Source organism: Bdellovibrio bacteriovorus (assembly GCF_048286975.1).
Lineage (GTDB): Bacteria > Bdellovibrionota > Bdellovibrionia > Bdellovibrionales > Bdellovibrionaceae > Bdellovibrio > Bdellovibrio bacteriovorus_H.
Genome location: NZ_JBLVRT010000002.1, coordinates 191,010 through 210,100 on the forward strand (window position 1 = coordinate 191,010; position 19,091 = coordinate 210,100).

Below are 19,091 nucleotides of genomic sequence, written 5' to 3' on the forward strand. Positions count from 1 at the left end.
TTTTTACCCCTGACCTTGTCTGCGCAAAACGAATGGATAAGTTACTTTTACATCCACGCCCCCTTGAGGCAGTGGGAACTTCCAGGTTTTCAAACGCATGGTAATACAATCTTCAACACCCTTGTTCGCCATGGAAGAGCTTTCCACGGACGCGGACTTGACCAAACCGTTGCCGCCGATGGTAAAGCCCATCGCCACACGACCACTCAAGCTTGGAGTCCCCTGCAGGGCCTGCTCGTAACAAAAACGAACCTGACCCAGGTTGCGACGAATGACTTCATCAATCGCAGAACGATCCAGACCTTGAGCCACTTCAGCTTCTGCACCCAATGGAACCGGAGCACCGCCCGCAGAACCCACCAGGGACAAGCTGCCGTAACCCGCCTGACCGCCGCCTTTACCTTTGGTGCCGTAACCGCCACCACCGGCAATGTTAGCTCCAGGTCCCAATGGAGCAGATGTGATGCCTTTACCGTACAAAGACGTCTGTACACCACCGCTGCCGCCCGTGCCACCCAAGCCGACACCGGCTGTGGTGTTCACTGCACCCAGATTCAAACCACCACGCTGTTTGCCGGAACGCAGGCTGCCCAGGGCAGACAAAGCACCGGAACGTTTCACCAGTTCCGCACGTTTCACCGGCATTTTAGTTGCCGTTGGGTCCGCCATCATATTCGTGGTCGGAGCCACCGTGCGCTTGTGCTGTTCTTTGGCCTGAACGATCTTCACGACTTCCTGTTTTAGTTGCTCAGTCACCTTCGCGTTCTCTTTTGGAGCCAGCTTGAAGATGGAAAGAAGCAACAACAAGATGGCAATAGCCATCATCACGGAAGCTTTAAGATCTTTTTTATCATCAGTACGAACCAGCAAATCAGCAGGAACTGCTTTGACTTCCTTCACCAGTCGCATCGAGCCGAATTTACCCAGCTGGACTTTCTGGTCTTTCATTTCGTCAAAATCAAGATCCGCAATAACAGAGAATTTGATTTTGTTTTTGTCCAAAGCTGCTGTGTTCGTCACAACTTCCAGTCGTTTGGTGTCAAAGCGCTGGATCACCTGCGCCTTTTTCTCCGTCACCGGAATCTGGCGGGTCACATTGCCCAAATTGTCTTCAATAACCAGTCTTAAACTCATGGATTTTTCACCTCGCCAAGGGTCGCAGATTGTTTCATGCGATCCTTGAAGTCTGCTCTGACACCGATAAGGCTGTTCAGAACTTTGTCTTCTTCCACCGTGGTAACGGCTTCATCAGAAAAGTGATACTGACCGCTGACCAGAAGGTCTTCGAAGTTCACGTCCTGATTCTTTTTTGCCGGAGCTGTTTTTTCAGGAGCCGCCTGGACGGAGCCTGCCATCACAAGCATCATCAATACGTATTTCATCATTGCTGCTTCTCCTTCAATTCGGTGTCTTTCTTAGCCAGTGTTGCCAGACGACCTTCCAGGTATTCCACCATGGATTTGCGCTGGGCTTTCTTCTCAAGAACCAGAGCCTCTTCGATGGCGCTGGCCATGAATGGATTCTGCTTCAAATGAGTGCGGGCTTTTTCAAGCTCGACCAGAGTTGGTTTTGTTTGTGCGGACTCTTCCGCCTTGATTTGCGCTACCGCCGCAGTCCAAGTGGCTTTTTGAGCCTCTGGCGCAATCGCGGCCACCGCCTCCACTTCCTGGGAAGTGTACTGAGCCCACTCGGTGTTCTGAGTGGCAAAGGCTTTGTAAGATTCCAAAGCGCCGGTTTGTGCCCAGAATTCTTTGACTTTGGTTTCAGCCATCATCGCCGTGTTCTGATTCGGAGCCACTTGCTGAGACAGGATCGTCAGATATTCGTTTTCCTGTTCCGGCGTCAGACCGGAAGGCATTGGCAAAGACAGAGCTTCATTATAGAAGCGCGTGTTTTCCCTGGCCACCAGATCCAGAGCCAGCAACTGGGAAGACCAGTCCCCGGTGTTGATCGCGCGGTTTGCCAGAGCTTCCGCTTTTTCAAGCAGCTTCACACGGGCTTTTAATCCTTGTGCGATCGTGTTCTGGTTTTTGGTGTCGATCGTGTGCGCAGCCAACGGAGCACTCAATGCTTTCAAATCCGCCAGGAAGACGATCTTTTCGATCATCACAAACGCATCCTGTTTGGAAGTGCCTTTTTCCTTCAACGCCAGATCCAGAGCTTTGCGATCTTTGGTGCGACCGTAAACTTCCAAAGCGGCACGGGCATAAAGACCGTTGTTGCTTTTAAAGTACATTTTGTAAGTCTCAAGATCCTTTACCGGATTTTTCGACAAACGAATCAACTGGGACGCGATCAAAGGCTTTTTACTGTCGTCTTTGGATTGCTTCAGATACTGAGCGTAGTACTGCTGAGGATCTTTTTCCGCCAGCTCAGAATACATCGCAAGCTTCAGGACCTTGTCATCCGCAGACAAACCGGCAAAATTCATTTGCTCTGCTGTTTTCAAAGCAGTCGCAAAATCCAGTTCCAGTTCTGCGAACCAGACTTTGCGACCCAGCGCAAACTCACGCTCTTCCGACGTCAAAGTCTTTTCACGCAACAGATCCTCGATGGCCACGCGGGCTTCGGTGATCTTGTTCAGTTTTTCGCTCAAAAGAATTTTATTCTTCAGGTAAACCTTGCGGTCTTCAGCTCTTGCCGAAGCCGCATGGAAAGAACCCAATGCAGCCAAGGCTTGTTCAGGCTGGCTTTCCGCCAGTTTCGCCGACTGAGTCAGGATGGACTTTTGCTGGATCTGCTGGAAGTCGGCTTTCTTGTCAGCAAACTTGCCCGCGTATTCTGCGGACCACGCCATGATACGTGCGTCGTCTTTCAGCAATGCCAAAGCATCCAGTGAAAGTTCCGCGGCTTGCGTGCGAATCGCAGCACTGCCCTGCGGGTTCAAAGCCAGTTGTTTCAACTGGTCCGCCGCAACGGCATAGTCGCCTTTTTGATAGATTGCATAGGTCTTCTGATATTGAACATCGAAGGACTTCTGTTTCAGAACCGAGCTCTGAAGATAGTCATCCTGAGCCGCAACTAACAGACTTGCATCTTTGGATTTTTCAGCATTTTCGATGCCCAAAAGCAGGTTCTTCTCAAGTTTTTCAGCTTGGGATTTTTTTGCCGCCGCATCTTTTTCAACATTGTATTTAGCCAGGATCACTTTATTCGCCAAAGCCGTCCACTGGGAGGCTAAAGCATAATTACCCGCCGTTGCAGCCGCCTGAGCGCCCCACACATACATGTCTTCATCTTCAGCAAACACCTGGAAATATTCCTGGTACGCTGTCAGAAGCTCTGCACTTGGTTTGCTGTTTTCCAGACGGTTCCAGCCCACGATGAACTGACGAAGGCCTTTTGCAGATTCTTCGCAGGTCGCAGTCGTACAATCCGTGGCACCCCAAAGACCCAAAGCAGTCTGATAGGATTTTGCCGCAGCTTGAGTGTTTTTAAGATCAAAGTTCAACTGCGCCATACGCACCTGGGCTTCCAGACGCATTTTTGGATCGCTTTGTTTTTGATAGACATAGTCCCAGGTTTTCAAAGCCTGATCTTTTTGTCCCAGACGCAAGCCTTCGCGGGCCAGCATCGTCACCTGTTGCAGTTTGAACTGTTCCGGAGAAAGGCTGTACAGAGTTTCTGCATCGCCATCCTTGATTCCGCGCGCGGCCATGAAGGTCGCCATATCGCGGGAAACTTCTTCCAGGAACTGCACATCCGCCACACCACGGGACGCCGCCATGCGGGACTGCAATTTCGGATTCTTCAGAATAACCTGAAGCTGGGCGATAGAGGCATCCATATTCCCCTGACGGAAAGAGCACCAAGCGCGACGGTAAGCCGCCAACCCCTGAGAGCTCGCCCCTTCCGTTGCCAGAACCTTGTCGTACAGACCTGCGGCTTTCGCAAAGTCAGACTGACGGAAAGCCATTTCCGCCAAAGACAGATTGGCTTCAGCCATCTCGATGGGCGTGGTCATGCCACCATTGGCAAGCATGGCCTGATAGCTTTTTTCCGCAAGGTCATTACGGCCTTGAAGCTCGTAAAGATGGCCCATCTGCAAGTGAACCTTCGCCACAGACGTGGGAGGAACTTTGCTGAGAGCTTCAGTATAATAAGTCAGTGCTTTATCACGATCTTTTGCACCCGCAGTGCAAACCGTGCAGCCGTCGGCCAGTTCTTTCATGGAAAGCTGGCGACTGCGTTCAGCGTGAAGATCCGCCAGTCGCAAAAGCACAGCGGCTCGGGCCGGATCTGCCGGCGCCAAGCCCAGTTGCACCTGAGTCAGTTTTTGGATCAGAAGGTCTTGAGTCGACCCTGAGGCCATGGCGTGAGGGGCCGCAGCCACTCCCATTGTCATGGAGAAAATTAAAAGTCCTTTTTTCATTGTCGAGACCCCCTCTGTCTCTAAACTACTTTGGCAGATTTTACTTCATTACGACGGCAAACTTGATATCGCTGTAGCCCGCCTGATTCATCCCCAGAATAATCTGGTTCAGGAAGTCGTACTTCACACGACGATCCGCCTGGATGGTCGCGGTTCCCGGGAACTCCGTATTCGGATGCAGCTCCTGGTACTTTTTGCGGATTTCAAGCAGCTCGGCGGTGATCGTGTTGGCATTCACCAGTTTATCTTCGACGAAGATTTTGCCGTCTTCGACTTTGATAACCGGATTTCTTTCCAGTACGTCTGCCATGTGTGCTTTGGGAAGTTCCTGCCCCTTGCCAATCATCAGAATGTCGCCTGTGCTGGAGAAATTCATCAAAAGGAAGATCACAAGAATAGAGAAAGCATCAATCAGTGCGGTCAACAATAGATCCGCAGCGATCTGCCTTTTCATTTTGGCGCCGCGCGGACTGATCGTGGATTGCCCCTCGATCATCCCGGTCAGCACTGAATGTTTTAAAATTCCATCAGTAACCACAAAACCCCCACTATAATGGAGAAACGCCAAGATCTGTCATGCCGGTTTTCTTAAGCTTGTCCATCACGTCGATGATTTCCTCATACGCGGTGGATGCTGTCGGCTGAATCAGTCCTGTGTTCAAAGATGGCTCGACCTGTTTTAAGTTGGTCAAAGCCTTTTCCAACCCTGCCCAGTTCACTTGTTTGCCCTCGTGAGCAACGCGAAACTTGCGCAAAGACGCCGGCACCAGAGAGCTTTGCTGCACCTCCAGATCCAGATCTCCGGTAGCGGTCATGCGAATCCAGACCAGGGGACTTTTTTTCGTGTCCTCCTGAGCCTGCCCGCCAACCGCCTGTTTCACGTTCATCGATCCGACATTCAACCACACAGCGGTGATCAAAAGGAAACAGATCGATACCGACAGCAAGTCGATGAACGGAATAAGGTTGACCTCAAAATCCAGATGCTTTTTGGAGTGTTTCATAGAACCCCCTTAAAAATTAAGCATCCAGCTCAGCAGCGCGCTCGGATTTGGAAGTTTTGATGTTGTAGGAAGTCATTGGCTCGTAAGAGTAGCTCAACCAGTTATAAACTTTCAAACCAGCTTGATTCAGGTCTTCTGCCAGACGATTCGCACGGTTCTGAAGGATTGCGTAAGCAACCAGAGCCGGGATCGCGGTGATCAGACCGTAAGCTGTCGCATTCATCGCCTCAGAGATACCCGCAGAAAGCAAAGATGCTTTTTCAGCAGGATTTGCAAACGCCACGGCCGCGAAAGATGCGATCATACCAGAGATCGTACCCAACAAACCCGTCAAGGTCGCCACGTTACCGAACATAGTCAGGAAGCCTGTGCGGTGATCCAAAGCTGCGTTTTCCTGAATTAGAACTTCATCCATTTTACCTTGGATTTCCTCTTTACCACCCAGGTTGCGAGCCGCAGTTGCMCCCGCTGCAATTGCGCGAGCCACTGGATTTGTCGCCATAGCCGCTTGGGACTTGGAAATCACGGCATCCATTTCACCGCGACGGATGGACTCTTCAAAGCCCATTGCAAAGTCAAATTGAGTGATTTTACGACGAACGAACAAAGCGTAAGCTCTTTCGATCATGATTGCGATAGATGCGACTTGAATAAGCAAGATTGGCCACATCCAGAAACCACCGTGTTCGAATGCTACAGCCATTTTTGTCAGAAACTCCATTGTTACCCCCTCATTAATGTAACATTTCAATTACAGACCATGGTCCAGCAAATCGTAAAGAGACAAATGCAAGATGACACAACACAATATTATTTTTAGGTCAGGGAATAGTTGGCGAAACGAACGAATTACTCCTCCAAGCAAATCGTAATTCCTCTTACTGTACAAACAAGTTTCTCGAATGAAAAATTGCTTTTATGCAGTTTCCGATTTCACGCTTCTCCACCCCCACTGCCCTCGCCACACATGGCGGAACAAAATTATTTTTATGTTGGTGCATATTATAGATATAAATCCATGACACACCGTTTCGATGCAAAGCCTCATGCATTGACCCCTCAAGCACACAGGCAGAAGTTCTGTCGCACCGTCTGAACTGTCCGGGAGTTTTTTAGTGTATTCAAATGAATTGAAGCAACGTCGTCGCATTCTGCTGATCTGTGTTTTGAGCTGTCTAGTGGCTATCGCCAGTGTTCTGGTGGCAAAGCTGCTGCTTTTGGGAATTGCCCTGTTCACCAATCTTTTTTATTTCCAAACATTCTCTGTGGCAGAAAGCAATCCCGCAGACAACACCCTGGGAGCCTGGGCTGTCGTGGTGCCGGTCATCGGTGGTTTGATTGTTGGAGCCATGGCAAGATTTGGATCTGCCAGCATTCGTGGTCACGGAATCCCTGAAGCGATGGAAAATATCCTGCAAAAAGAAAGTCGCATCCCCCGTCGCATCACATTCCTAAAGCCCCTGTCATCAGCCATCGCCATTGGTTCGGGCGGCCCCTTCGGCGCCGAAGGCCCGATCATCGCCACTGGCGGCGCCTTGGGGTCCTGGCTGGGACAGATTGTGCCCGTCAGTGCCTATGAAAGAAAAATCATTCTGGCTTCCGGCGCGGCAGCAGGCATGACTGCGATCTTTGGCACACCATTGTCGGCGGTCTTGCTGGCCATCGAGCTGCTCCTTTTTGAATACCGTCCCAAATCTTTTGTTCCCGTGGCGCTGGCAACAGCCGTGGCGGCGACATTGCGTTCGGCCTTTATGCACACGGAAGCTTTCTTCACCATGCCGCCTATTCAGGCTCCTGACATGACCGGGCTGCTGACGTATCTGGTGTTTGGCGCTGTCATGGGATTACTGGCGGTCGTTGTCACGAAATCCATTTACTGGGTGGAAGACCACTTTGAAAAAATCCCCCTTCACTGGATGTGGTGGCCCGCACTGGGTGGCCTTGCTGTGGGCATTATCGGCCTGATTGAGCCACGCTCCTTGGGTGTGGGCTATGGCAATATATCACTGAGTCTTGCTGGCAGTCTTACCGTCGGCGCCGCAGTAAGCATCTTCGTATGGAAGTTCCTGGCCTGGGCCATTGCGCTGGGAAGCGGAACGTCCGGCGGGACCCTGGCGCCACTACTGACATTGGGCGCCGCTTTCGGATTTATCATTGGAACGCTGCTGGCACGATTTGCCCCGGAACTGCACACTGATGTAAACACCATGGCCCTGATCGGAATGGCCGCCCTGTTTGCGGGATCTTCACGAGCACTCTTGGCATCCGTACTGTTTGCTCTGGAAGGGACCAAACAACCCGTGGGCCTGGTTCCTTTGTTGGGGTGCTGTTGTATTGCTTATTTGATTTCAACCGTGATTATGAAAAACTCTATCATGACTGAAAAAATCGCACGCCGGGGCCTGAAGGTTCCCCATGAATACTACGGAGGATCCCACTCATGAGTCAGCAACGCATTCAAGCCACTGCCGGCAGCGATCATGTCGAGTACGGCACCGCCGACATCCGCTCGTATTCCCCGCGTGAGGTTCTGATCAAGTCATTGCAAAAGCTGGGAATGTTCTGGGGCCTGGCGATTTTCAGTATTCTGCTTCCAGTGGTGCACTTTGTTCTGACGCCGTTATTTTTTATTCTGGGAATCTATCTGTCCGTGCGCGCGCGTAAATTCCGTCACGAGATCTTGTCGGGCTCGATCCACTGCCCGCACTGCAAGACGCCAGTGACAATTGGCAAAGCCGCTTTTTTTGAGGAACACACGGAAATCTGCCAGAACTGCGCATCGGTTGTCCGTATTTCAATACCTGAAGCCTAGCTGGCCATAAATCGTCACTGGCATTATAAAAATTCACCTTGCTGAATTTTCACGGGCACCATGAGGGCGACTTTGATAGATTTTGCCCTTATGGCAAAAATCCTGATCGCCCTTATCATCAGCCTTTCTTCAGTTGCGCAAGCCGCAGACCCACTCTGCTATCAAAAAGAGCGCAACCCGAACACCCGTCAGGCCTTTGCCAGCGCTGATGAATACGATGCCTTCCGTGGTGACTGGGCTGACCAGAATCCTGGCACTGGAAATCCATTTTCTTTGATCAAGGCTTACAACGTTTACAAGAGTGAAAAAACCAAGGCCGAAAAGATGGGCACAGACAAACTGGCTCATTGTTACATTGGTTGTCGCATTTCTCAGGAAACCAACTATCACACGGCTGACTATGTGGGCTGGTTGAAAGAAGATCGCGACATCACCGACTGTAACTACAACACCCGCTTTGATGAAGACGACTATAAGGCCACTGCTCGTGGTGCCCAGTTTGGCGAATCTGCCCGAGACGCTGCCGCCTGCGAAAGCTCTTGCAAACAGGTCTATAAATAAACTGTCTCAATTCTGAAATTAAGAACTTCCTTCTAAATCGACCTCTTACTGCCCCCATTGGGGATTGTGAGCCCTTGTTGGCTTTTTTACCTGGCTGTGACAATTGAGGGCACACTGTCCAAGGCCTTTCTATTAAGTCTTATATCTTTGAAATGGTAACGCCAAACCCGCGCACGGAACTTGAAATGATGTGGGTAGGAATATGGGGTTGGCATGAAAAGAACTGCATTATCAACACTTTGTCTCATTCTGATACTGACGGCGCAAAGCTATGCGCAAAGTCAGATCAGCGCAGCTATGCCTGAGACCAAAGAAAGCAGCCGCTTCGATGCCGAGTGGAGACTGCGCCTTGCAGGCTCTGACGTGCACGATGAGCGCAGCCAATCCAAAGTCGTTGATATCCGTACAGATATCAAAGCCAAATACCTTCTAAGCCGTTCCTTGCAGTTGGACATCCAGCCTTCTTTGCGCCTGCAATCAGGCCAAACCCAGAGCGTGGATGGTGCCGACAGAGCTGAAAACAAGATCATCCTGAACCAGGCGGCAGCTCATTATCTGCCATTCTCGGCGTTGCGCCTGTCAGCGGGTGCCTTGAATCAGCGCCACATGCATACAAATCTATTGGTGGATGGCATTGCCTTCCCCGCAGCTCGCCTGGAAGCCCTGATGAAAGCGGGCCTGACTAAAACAAGCCTTTCTGTGGAATCCGCAATCCCGACTTCAACTTCTTTGAGCACGAACACCAAAGAACTTGAAAAGACTCCGTCCTTGAACACAGCAGCCCTAAAATTCCAGATGCAGGCCGCCCAGAACCTTTTCTGGAAGTCCTCTGTTGGTTATTTCATGTATAACAACCTGCCGTCTGCGGTGGCACAGCAGTCCAATCTGTTGGGGAACGAAGTTGAAAAGCTTTCTGAAGCCCAGTACGCATTCATGTATAAATACGAAGGCATTGAGGCCGCGGCTGAATTTGAATTCCCGGTGTTTTCACTGTTTGATTTCAGAGCTGGTGGCGAGTACTTGCAAAACACCAAAGCTCCATCCGACCAGAACACAGCAACCCGTTACTTTGCCGCGGGTGAGTTCCACTTTGGCAAAAACACGGACCTGGTCATTGAAGGCAGCTATTTCTCCATCGCTCCGGAAGCAGCGGTGGCTTACTTTAACGCTGGTGGTTTTGAAACCAACCGCGTGGGCTATTCCGCCGAAAGCTACCTGTCCTTTAAAAAGGAAGGTTTCAATATCGGCGTGAAATACACGGATTCTGAAGTGATGTTTAATCGCGACCCCCAATCCCGCGAGAAGACTTTGATGATCAAGCTGGAGACTTTCTATGCAAACATCTAAACTGACAATCCTTAAAGCCATCTTAAGTCTTTACGCTTTGTCACTGGCAGGATGTAATCTTCCTTCTCCGCAGGACAAAGAAAGCACGGGCACAGGGGCTGCGACTTTCACCGCGCAACCAATGGCTGACAAATCCAAAGCTTTGGAAGTCAGTGTTCAGGGTGACTTTGCCCTGCCGTCCTCTAAAGTTTTCAATCTTCAGGCATGTATCAAAGACGTTGCATACGACAAGGTCGTGGCGGGTCATGATTTYATGGTGGAAGAAACACAGCAGAAAGTTACAACTGACAAAGCCGGCTGCCTGACTTGGGCTGAGCGCGTGAGCTTTAACTTCCTGGCAGAATCCCAGTACATCCGCATCGAAAGAACCATCAAAGGCACGGGCGTTCACCGCGGTTCTCAAAAAGTGGCTTATGCGATCAACCCTTGGTCCCATGGCGAAACTTTAACTCCGGTTTTGAATCCGGATGATGGCAACAACATCCCTCGGCTGGTGGACAACCAGGAACAAGGCAAACTGGCTTTGAAAGGCCTTTCTGCTGACAACGCTCAAGCCACTCGCCCTTTGTGGGTGGAAGATGGTCGTCTGTTCGTAACAGAACAGAAAATGACTACCGATGGCGTGACCCTGCTGGTGGAAATGCGCCCGAATCCATCCATTCAACTGACCAAAATGAACGACGAAATGTTCCTGCGCGCCCTGACGGCGGGATCTTTCAAAGCGCGCATGAAGCTGATCCATATCTATCAGCACGACAACCAGGAAATCCGCCGCCAGATGTCTGAGACTCCGATGATGGACGTCAAAATGGAAAACGGTTCTTTGGCGATCAAATCCCCGATGCATCTTCCAGCCTTGCCTACTCGCGGTCAAATCATGCTGGGTCTGGAGCTTTCTCCGGTGAACGGTCCCCAGGGCCTGACGGCATTTGATGGCGTTTACTTCCTGGGTGAATACGATCAGATCAAAGGGTCTTCTTTCCTGAAACTGAACACGATTGTGGCTCAAACCAAGGGCTTCAAGATCAGCAACTATGTAAATGCACAGATGCAGGAAGTGGCGCAGGTCACACCGGCTGGCAAAATGAACGAAGACACTTACCAGAAACCAAAAATTGAAGTGTCCCAATTGGAATTCCGTTTTATCCGCGTGGGTTCTGAAACGACGTCCACTCGTGAAGTGTTCTATAATATCAAGGCCTGCGTAAGAAACGGTCTGGATCAGAAGAACACGCGCGCTCACACATTCAAAGTCACTAAGTTCCGTCAAAACGAGGCAGAGACTTCTTCTTCTGTGTCCTTGAAGACTGACAACAACTCATGCCTAAGCTGGGATGAGAGCATTTCCTTCAAGTACTTCGATTGCCAGCGCTATTTGAAGGGTTATGTTCAGATCGAAAACGAAGACCTGGGCATGAAGGAAAAACTGGAAATCATCGTGAACCCATGGGAATCCTGGGGTCAGGTGGCTCGTGACATGCGCTATGTGGATCCAACTGAAAAGCTGATCTTGAGCTGCGAAAAAGAAAGCCGCCCACGCACGCAAATCCTGCTGGACAGCTTCAGCTACAACACTTTGTCTTACAACTATAACGTGGATGCACAACTGAACCTGACTGTGACCAAGAAAATCCAGTTCAAGATGGACCCTCGCCTTTTGATCTATTCAAGCTTGGCCAACGGCCGCGCGGAAGCTCAGAAACTGCGTGACGGTGTTTACCTGATGAAACTGGCGATCGTGCAAAACCGCGACTATGACCAGAAGAACACTTATGTTACATCCGCAGACCGTTTCGTAAACGTGATGAACGGCCTGATCAACACCGACGTGACTTTCCAAACTCAGGATCTTAAAGCCCTGGGTAACCGCAACAACATCCTGGTGGAACTGCACCCGGTGGATGAATCCAAGGTTGTGGTTGAAAAAGGCGAAGTACGCCTGAAAGACGCTTCCCAGCACGTGGACACTGCGATTGATGCGGGTTCTGTGTTGGAAAATCCAACCTTCATTGGTCCGATCACTTTGAACATTGATGAAACCACCCGTCCGCTTCGTATCATGGACCCGGCAGCGATCAGCACTTACCTGTTGAAGGGTAAAGGCGAAAACAACACGTCTGAAAAGAATGTGGTGGCTCGCATCGTGGCGGAAGGTTTGAAAGTAAAAGCAGAAATCACCAGCAACATTAAAAACCGTTCTCAGGCGGCTCACTTTGCCAAAGAAAACAACCTGGATCTGCTGGCTTTGCCAAGCCTTGAAAAAGAACAGCCGCTGGTGAAAGCGCTGGTGGGCTCCACCAATCTGGCGGACCGCCTGATTGTGACGAAGTCTGATTTGTATTCCCTGGTTTCCACTGGCAAGTTGTCCAACGAAGCAGCACAAAGAATGTGTGCTTTCTGGGCCAGCGATTACATGAGAAAAATGTACGCTGCCAAAGGTGGTGCGATCATGCCTAATATCGCTCCGGCATTTGGTATGGATTGCTTCCACGCAGTTAAAAAAGACGCTTCCAAGTTCTTCATGGTTGAAAAACAGATGCTGATCAAAGAAGTCGGCAACACTCAATACCTGAAGGGTCTGAATCAGGGGCTGACTGTGGGCACAAGTTTCTCTTTGAGCGCTTCCCACTCTAAATCCGTGACGACTTCCACAAGTGTGTCTGCAAAGATTGGTTTGTCCAAGAAGTTCATGGATCTTTTGTCTGTCAGCGCGGACCTGGGATACACCATGTCCTGGGCCACTACAGACGCGAAAGCTTCCAGCAACTCGATTTCTGTGAATGGTTCCACTTCCATGACGGTTCAACAAAGCCAGATGAAGATTCGCGTGAACAAATACGAACAGTGTGCAATCGTGCGTCTGAACCCGACTTTGTTCATCAAGGACACCAAATCCTGGTTCGGCCGCAAGGACTATCTGATGGTTCTGAACTCACAACTGACTGAGGCTGAAAAAGCGGCGGCAGTCACTCGTGGTATCATGGTGTGTGACGGTGTGACTCACACTGAGCCAATGGACATCACCGAGAACTATTACCTGATCGCTCAGGAAACCAGCAGCTCTCAGATGCAGGACAGTGGGGATTCCCGCAACCGCAACTTCTTTATCGCGCTTAGATCGACGCAAGACTTCAACCGCTTCGTGATCGCCATGCGCGGGAACGCTGGTATGCCACAGGGGGCGGAAAAAGACGAAGATCCTCAGGTTCAGGCCACCAAGATGATGGAGCAGCTGTTCCAGATGCCTGCTCCAAGCTATCCGGGCATGTACCTGGTGAAATAGTCTCAAATCGGGAATTCCCCCACGACTGCTTTGCCGTCTTAGGGAATTCCTTTTATCCTGAAATCATGAAAATACTTTTGTTCGCTGGTATGTTTTTGTCGGCAGTGCCCGCGATAGCTTCTCAGGAACTGTCGCAGCTGATTGCCTGCCACGAGGCTTTGGATGGAAAATCCGAAGCCCGCACCTTTAAGCTCGAAGTCACCTCAAGCACCCCTTTTACGCTTGTTTCCGGAAAGAAGATCTATTTCATCACCAGCGATTCTGTCAGTGTTCTGGATCATAAATACGCCAACCAAAGCCTGACCGTAAAATTGGAAGAAAAAGGCCAGCCGTTCTATCGCACGATCAACTTCCAAAAAGACGGCACTGTGGGCAACGTTTCTTTCGAAGATGCTCCCCGCGAAGCCAAGGCCCAGGCAGTTACCCCAAGAGCCCAGCTGGATCCCGATTCCATTGCATTGATCAAAAAAGAGCTTTTACGTCAGATGAACAGCGTCACTGGCGAATACCAAAACAAATACGATCCGGAAGACACCCTGCACGCTCTGAACATCTGCCGTCAGGTGGAATCCAAAGAGCTGGCAGCCAGCATCGACAAACAGAGTGCCTTTTATGAAAAGCTGCTGCATCGAAAGGCTTCGTACAAATACCAAAAAGCCAAAGCCGGCCACAAATAAAAAAACCCGCGAAGTTCGCGGGTTTTTTTATTTTCGGACTTTTCAAATTACAGACTCAATTTCATTTCCTGCGCGGTCTTGCCAGCTTCATCCACCAGTTTCAGGTGAACTGTTTTGGCTTTCCAGTCCCATTCCAGCAAACCGAAGTTAAAGGCTTCCAGGGCACCACCCACATAGTGGAAGTCTTTTTCACGCGGGCTGGTTTCACCGTTCATTGGGCCCACGGTCAGGTCATACAGCGGGCCATAACCTTCCAGCAGATCCACTTTACCGACAGAGCCAAAGCCACGATTGCCGCTGACGATCACCACTTTTTTGGCGTTGGTGGCGCGCAAGGTATCAAAGAACTTCTGACGATCCAATGGGAACAAGCCCCAGCGTTCCTGGCCGCCGGTGTTGGCTGCCATCTGAAGTGGTGACACGATCACGCGGTATTCAGCTTCTTTGCGAAGCTCGCTTTCAAGCCAGCTCCACTGCCCGGTTCCCAACAAAGAATCTGAACGGTTCCAGTTTTTCTTAAACACACCATCCACGCCGGTGTCCAGCCATGGAGTCGCATAGAAACGCGTGTCCAGCATGATGATCTGCACGCGCTGACCTGGGGTGCCCAGAATCACCGAGTGCTCAACACCCTTGGCGGATTTAGGCTGAAGTTTCGGGATATAGCTCCAATAGTTCAGGAAAGCTTCGCGGCTTTCGTATTTGCCTTCAAAGCCCGAGTCCCCGTGACGAAGACCGAAATCCAGTCCGTCCCACACCGCCATGAAGGGAGCTTTGCCACGCAGTTGACGATAACCTTCGATTTGATCCAGCTTTTTGTACTGAGCACCCAGTGGTTTTTCGTCATAGCGAACCGCACTGACGCTGTTGCCGGTAAAGACCACAACATCCGGATTTTTGGCAGAAACCTGCTGCCACAGATTTTGCTCCTGATCCTGATGGGCGCAACAGACAAAGGCCACGCGCTGAATCTTTTTGACTGATTTCAGATCTTTTTGCGGGATCTCCGACTGATAGTTGTTTTCCGCCTGCATGCGCATCATTTTTAAAGTCAAAGACTCCGGCGCCTGGCTTTTTTCAGCACAAGACGTTGCAAGAAGAGTGGCCAAAGCCAACAAGGACACACGGGCAGAAAATGAAGTCAGAGTCATGATGCAGATCCTTCCTGATGTTCACACAACAAAATCATGAGATTTTATTCTATATCACCATGGGGATCTGTCACTGAGAACTCGAAAACACCAGACCTACTTCTGGAGATAGGCTTCTTTTAAAAACTCAAGACTGCGGACACCAAACCAGGAATAAGACTCCCCGTTGACGATCGCGCCATCAATATCCAGCGCTTTCAGATCCGCGATCTTTTTTTGGAACGGGAACGGTTCAGACGAAAACAAATAGAAGGCATTGCCGAAGTCTTCCAGCTCAACCACCGGATACTTTTCGCCCTCGGGGAATGCCGCCACTTTGGCTCCCAGTTTTTCCAGCACCGAGCCGATATAAGTCTCTCGGCTGACACTCATCCAGGGTTTCTTCCAGATCAGATAAAGGACTTCGTCATAGTTTTTTCCCGGCGGGCGCACCCACTCCAAAAAGCCCGGGATCTTTTGCATGTCCCACTTCAATGGCGGCGCCTCGATCAGATCCAAAGCTTCAACGGACATTTCCATCAACTGCGGATTTTCAAAGTGCTCCCCCAAGCGGGCCAGTTCTTTTTGCAGGGATTCCAGCGAATGCACATGGGTCGCCAGATAAGGCACAGGGCATTCTTCGGCCATTTCCAGGGGGTTTTCTTCCTGATCCAGCAGCACCAGGTCAGGCTTCAGATCCGCCACCAGATCCCAGGACACATCCTTGGTGCCCCCGACGATCGGAATATTAGTGATCTGCTTCGGAGGATGAATGCAAAAACGCGTGCGTCCAACTACCTGAACGCCGGCTTTTAAAAGTGTCTCGGTCCATGACGGAACCATACTAACAACTCGCACAATATTCCTCCGAAAACGCCATTCTAAACGCCCCCCAGCGCCCAAAGCAATAAAAACGGCCCACAACATAAGCACCCTGCGGTGTATTTTGAACTGCCTCTAGTCAAAACTTGACCCCGCTGCCAGAGAGGACAAGTATGTTTTTTTCAATTTTGAGTGAGGTATTTATGACGCAACTTTTCCCTCTGACCGAGAAGCCATCTTTGAGCCCGTACAAAAAAGGCGATGTCCTGGTCTTGTTCGGCGAGCTTTTCACTCGTGGATATGCCAACGGTTTGGTTGAAGAGGCTGAACGTCGTGGAATGACGATTGTCCGCGCCACTGTCGGCCGCCGTGAAAAAGACGGTTCCTTGCGCGCTTTGAATGCAGAAGAAACTGCCAACATCCCTGCTCCGTTCATCAATGTGCCAATGGAAGCCGGTTTTGACATGGAACCAGACTCCAAAGGCGTGACTCCTTGCCAGCAGTTGGAAGGCGTCAAAATGAGCGAATGGGACAAGGTCCACTTGGACTGGGCTTCCATCGAAGAATCCCAGAAAAACGGCACCGCTCGTTTTAAAAAGAACACCGAACTTTTCCTTAAAGAACTGGAACAGTACATCCCGGCAGGTGCCAATGTGTTGTTTGCGCACTTGATGGCCGGCGGCGTTCCGCGCACAAAAGTGATCATGCCGGTTTTAAACCGCGTTGCCAAAGGCACCGGGGACCGCCACATTTCCTCCCAGGCTTTGATGGACTCTGAAATCGGCAAGCTTTGCCTGAAAAACTTCCAGGACGTCACCGCGGATACTTTCAAGCATCTGGTTGATCTTTCCACCCCACTGCGCAAAAAACTGGAAGCTTCCGGCAGCCACGTTTCTTACACGGCTTACGGATACCACGGCACCGAAGTGCTGATCCGTGGCCAGTACAAATGGCAGACTTACACGTGCTACTTCCAGGGCTGGGCAAAAATGGCATTGGAAAAACACGCCGAAGACTTTGCAAAACAAGGCGTTCACTGCTGCGTTTACAACTGCCCAGAGATCCTGACGAACTCAAGCTCCATCTTCCAAGGTGTTGAAGTATCACTTTACCCTTTGATCGCAGCTATCCATAAAGACGCGGGCGACAAGAAGCACGCCGAACAGGTTCTGAACGACTGCAAGGCGCTTCTAAAAGATGACGTAACACTTGAACAAATCATCAAAACCACTGACGACTACTTGACCAACGATCTGACTTTGGAATTTACCAAATTCGAAAAATGGCCTCAACACTCCCGTCAGGATCAAATGGAGTATATGCTGAAAAACTCAGATGCCCTGTTTGATATGCACAAAGACCCTAAGAACCTGCTGACGGCAGTTTTGTCTGAAGTGGTGTTTAAATCCTGTGGTTATGTGATGCTTCACGACTCCTGGCAGCCAAAAGCTCCGGTGGCGTGGATTGGTCACGACCTCGTTGCCCGCTGCATGTAATCATATGTCAGTTCAAGCCGGAGAGAGTTGGAGTTACAACAAATACAAGTTTCATGGAATGTCGCTGTCGGGAATCCGCACGGCGATTTCCATGCCCGAACTCTCTTTGAGCTTTGATGTCGCACAAGGCTATCCGTTTTTGATAAACTTAAAGCAATTCTTTATTAGTCACGGCCATCTTGATCACGCAGCTGGGATTCCTTACATCATCTCGCAGAAAGCGATGAACTCAATGCCGCCCGGAAAGTTCTATATGCCGGGCACGCTGGTGGAGCCTTTGGATAAGATCATGAAGCTTTGGGAGCAGATTGAAAACCACCAGTACAAGTACGAGTTCATTCCCGTTAAAGCCGATGACGAAATCCCGCTGAACCCCCAGGCCTTTATCAAGGTCTTCCCGACCACTCACCGAATCGAGTCCTACGGTTACACCCTGTTTGAAGTTCACAAAAAACTGAAAAAAGAGTACCTGGGGTTGAAACAGGACGAGATCGTGGATCTGCGCCGTCAAGGACTTGAGGTCAACGAAACCACCAACATTCCGGTGGTCAGTTTTACCGGCGACACCCAGATCGAGTTTTTGGATTCCCGCCCCTGGGTTCGCCAAAGCAAGATCCTGATCATGGAATCCACCTATCTGGACGACAAGAAATCCGTCGAACACGCCAGAACCTGGGGTCACACCCATATTGACGAAATCATCCCGCGCCTCAAGGACATTGAGAGCGAGAAGATCGTTATCATTCATGCATCCAGCAGATATTCAGACAAAGAGGCTTTACGCCTGCTTCAAGAAAAAATCCCGGCAGAATACCGGGATCGTGTCGAACTGTTTCCAGGTCGCTAATTAGAACAGATCGCCCAGATCCAGCCACAATTTGCGGGTTTTCAGCTTTTTCGTGCGGAAGTGCTCGACCCACTCAGAAGACGTGCGTTTTTGCCAGTTGCTGGCTAAGTTTGCAGAGAAAATCAGCGGGCTGTACCCCTGACCAACGATATCGCGTGGTGCACGCAAAGCCGTCAGCATTTCCGGGCCATAAAACCCGATTACTGGGAACAAGCGATCTCTTTCACCCAGCTCACCAATGATCAGAGCGCCATGTACTTGCCCCAAAACTGTACGGCTCAACGGACTTGAAACCTCCGCTGGCCCAGGCCCCCCGGCGGCACCCACCACTACAAGGCCCGAGTCGACCTTCTTATTCAGAATCTCCACCAGCTCTTTATTGGCCTCGTTGGCTCTCATATTGAAATCGAAGAAAACAAAGGCCGCGTTGTCCGGCAGGGACTCCACACGCTCCTGCAGGGATGCCATGTCGACTTCACCTTCTTTAGTATAAGGTGTGTAGTTCAGGATCTCGCAGGATTTGCAGGATTTTACGAAGTCTGCAAAGACAGGCTTTACCTTCAATTCGAAGTCTTCAGCTTTATTCTGTCCGAAATAGATCACCGTCGTTTTAGAGGACGGCAAAGCGGCCTCAGCCCATGTTGCCCCGCAGGAGGCTAAGACCAGAAGACTTCCCGTCAGGAACTTTTTAAGACTTTTGATGTCCAGAGATATGTTGCTTAATGCCATAAAGTGAGTGT

17 protein-coding genes are annotated in these 19,091 nt (G+C 50.4%); 8 read left to right on the forward strand and 9 right to left on the reverse strand.

What is annotated here, in order from left to right:
• Positions 1–3: 3 nt before the first annotated feature.
• The 6 genes from ACNQKP_RS09230 to ACNQKP_RS09255 are packed head-to-tail and all read right to left on the reverse strand — an operon-like array spanning position 4 to position 6,097.
• A complete protein-coding gene (locus ACNQKP_RS09230; protein ID WP_374027312.1) occupies positions 4–1,134 on the reverse strand; it encodes an AgmX/PglI C-terminal domain-containing protein in 1,131 nt (376 codons plus the stop codon).
• Positions 1,131–1,385, reverse strand: coding sequence for a hypothetical protein (locus ACNQKP_RS09235; protein ID WP_088564940.1), 255 nt, complete (start codon positions 1,383–1,385; stop codon positions 1,131–1,133). The genes ACNQKP_RS09230 and ACNQKP_RS09235 overlap by 4 nt, the downstream gene beginning before the upstream one ends.
• Entirely contained in the window at positions 1,382–4,372 is a 2,991-nt protein-coding gene (locus tag ACNQKP_RS09240; RefSeq protein ID WP_417864329.1) for a tetratricopeptide repeat protein, read from the reverse strand. The genes ACNQKP_RS09235 and ACNQKP_RS09240 overlap by 4 nt, the downstream gene beginning before the upstream one ends.
• A 40-nt stretch (positions 4,373–4,412) precedes the next feature.
• Positions 4,413–4,910, reverse strand: a complete 498-nt coding sequence (locus ACNQKP_RS09245; protein WP_417864331.1) for an ExbD/TolR family protein — start codon at positions 4,908–4,910, stop codon at positions 4,413–4,415.
• Positions 4,911–4,920: 10 nt separating this feature from the next.
• On the reverse strand, positions 4,921–5,376 hold the full coding sequence (locus ACNQKP_RS09250) for an ExbD/TolR family protein (protein ID WP_011164797.1): 456 nt from the start codon (positions 5,374–5,376) through the stop codon (positions 4,921–4,923).
• Between the two features lie 16 nt (positions 5,377–5,392).
• A complete protein-coding gene (locus ACNQKP_RS09255) occupies positions 5,393–6,097 on the reverse strand; it encodes a MotA/TolQ/ExbB proton channel family protein (RefSeq protein WP_080602390.1) in 705 nt (234 codons plus the stop codon).
• 394 nt (positions 6,098–6,491) lie between these two features.
• Here ACNQKP_RS09255 and ACNQKP_RS09260 point away from each other — a divergent pair, with 394 nt between their 5' ends.
• The 6 genes from ACNQKP_RS09260 to ACNQKP_RS09285 all read left to right on the forward strand — a co-directional run bounded on the left by ACNQKP_RS09260 (position 6,492) and on the right by ACNQKP_RS09285 (position 14,056).
• Positions 6,492–7,820 (forward strand): chloride channel protein, encoded by a 1,329-nt coding sequence (locus ACNQKP_RS09260; RefSeq protein ID WP_417864333.1) that lies wholly within the window; start codon positions 6,492–6,494, stop codon positions 7,818–7,820.
• The gene (locus tag ACNQKP_RS09265) at positions 7,817–8,188 is read left to right on the forward strand and encodes a hypothetical protein (protein ID WP_011164800.1); all 372 of its coding nucleotides are present in this window, start codon (positions 7,817–7,819) and stop codon (positions 8,186–8,188) included. Before ACNQKP_RS09260 ends, ACNQKP_RS09265 begins: the two co-directional genes overlap by 4 nt.
• Before the next feature lie 90 nt (positions 8,189–8,278).
• Positions 8,279–8,749, forward strand: a complete 471-nt coding sequence (locus tag ACNQKP_RS09270; RefSeq protein ID WP_417864335.1) for a hypothetical protein — start codon at positions 8,279–8,281, stop codon at positions 8,747–8,749.
• 213 nt (positions 8,750–8,962) lie between these two features.
• Positions 8,963–10,096: a hypothetical protein gene (locus ACNQKP_RS09275; protein WP_417864336.1), complete on the forward strand. Its 1,134-nt coding sequence runs from the start codon at positions 8,963–8,965 to the stop codon at positions 10,094–10,096.
• Positions 10,083–13,379, forward strand: a complete 3,297-nt coding sequence (locus ACNQKP_RS09280; protein WP_417864337.1) for a hypothetical protein — start codon at positions 10,083–10,085, stop codon at positions 13,377–13,379. The genes ACNQKP_RS09275 and ACNQKP_RS09280 overlap by 14 nt, the downstream gene beginning before the upstream one ends.
• 65 nt (positions 13,380–13,444) lie before the next feature.
• Entirely contained in the window at positions 13,445–14,056 is a 612-nt protein-coding gene (locus ACNQKP_RS09285) for a hypothetical protein (RefSeq protein WP_417864339.1), read from the forward strand.
• A gap of 47 nt (positions 14,057–14,103) precedes the next feature.
• On the opposite strand, the gene ACNQKP_RS09290 is transcribed toward ACNQKP_RS09285, so the two are convergent.
• Together ACNQKP_RS09290 and ACNQKP_RS09295 are read right to left on the reverse strand one after the other, a co-directional pair.
• Positions 14,104–15,207, reverse strand: coding sequence for an alkaline phosphatase D family protein (locus tag ACNQKP_RS09290; RefSeq protein ID WP_417864341.1), 1,104 nt, complete (start codon positions 15,205–15,207; stop codon positions 14,104–14,106).
• A gap of 96 nt (positions 15,208–15,303) precedes the next feature.
• A complete protein-coding gene (locus ACNQKP_RS09295) occupies positions 15,304–16,044 on the reverse strand; it encodes a helical backbone metal receptor (protein WP_417864343.1) in 741 nt (246 codons plus the stop codon).
• A 167-nt stretch (positions 16,045–16,211) separates the two neighbouring features.
• Here ACNQKP_RS09295 and ACNQKP_RS09300 point away from each other — a divergent pair, with 167 nt between their 5' ends.
• Positions 16,212–17,504, forward strand: a complete 1,293-nt coding sequence (locus ACNQKP_RS09300) for an enoyl ACP reductase FabMG family protein (protein WP_417864345.1) — start codon at positions 16,212–16,214, stop codon at positions 17,502–17,504.
• Positions 17,505–17,562: 58 nt separating this feature from the next.
• Positions 17,563–18,351, forward strand: a complete 789-nt coding sequence (locus ACNQKP_RS09305; RefSeq protein ID WP_417864346.1) for an MBL fold metallo-hydrolase — start codon at positions 17,563–17,565, stop codon at positions 18,349–18,351.
• On the opposite strand, the gene ACNQKP_RS09310 is transcribed toward ACNQKP_RS09305, so the two are convergent.
• Positions 18,352–19,080 (reverse strand): hypothetical protein, encoded by a 729-nt coding sequence (locus ACNQKP_RS09310; protein WP_417864348.1) that lies wholly within the window; start codon positions 19,078–19,080, stop codon positions 18,352–18,354.
• Positions 19,081–19,091 lie beyond the last annotated feature (11 nt).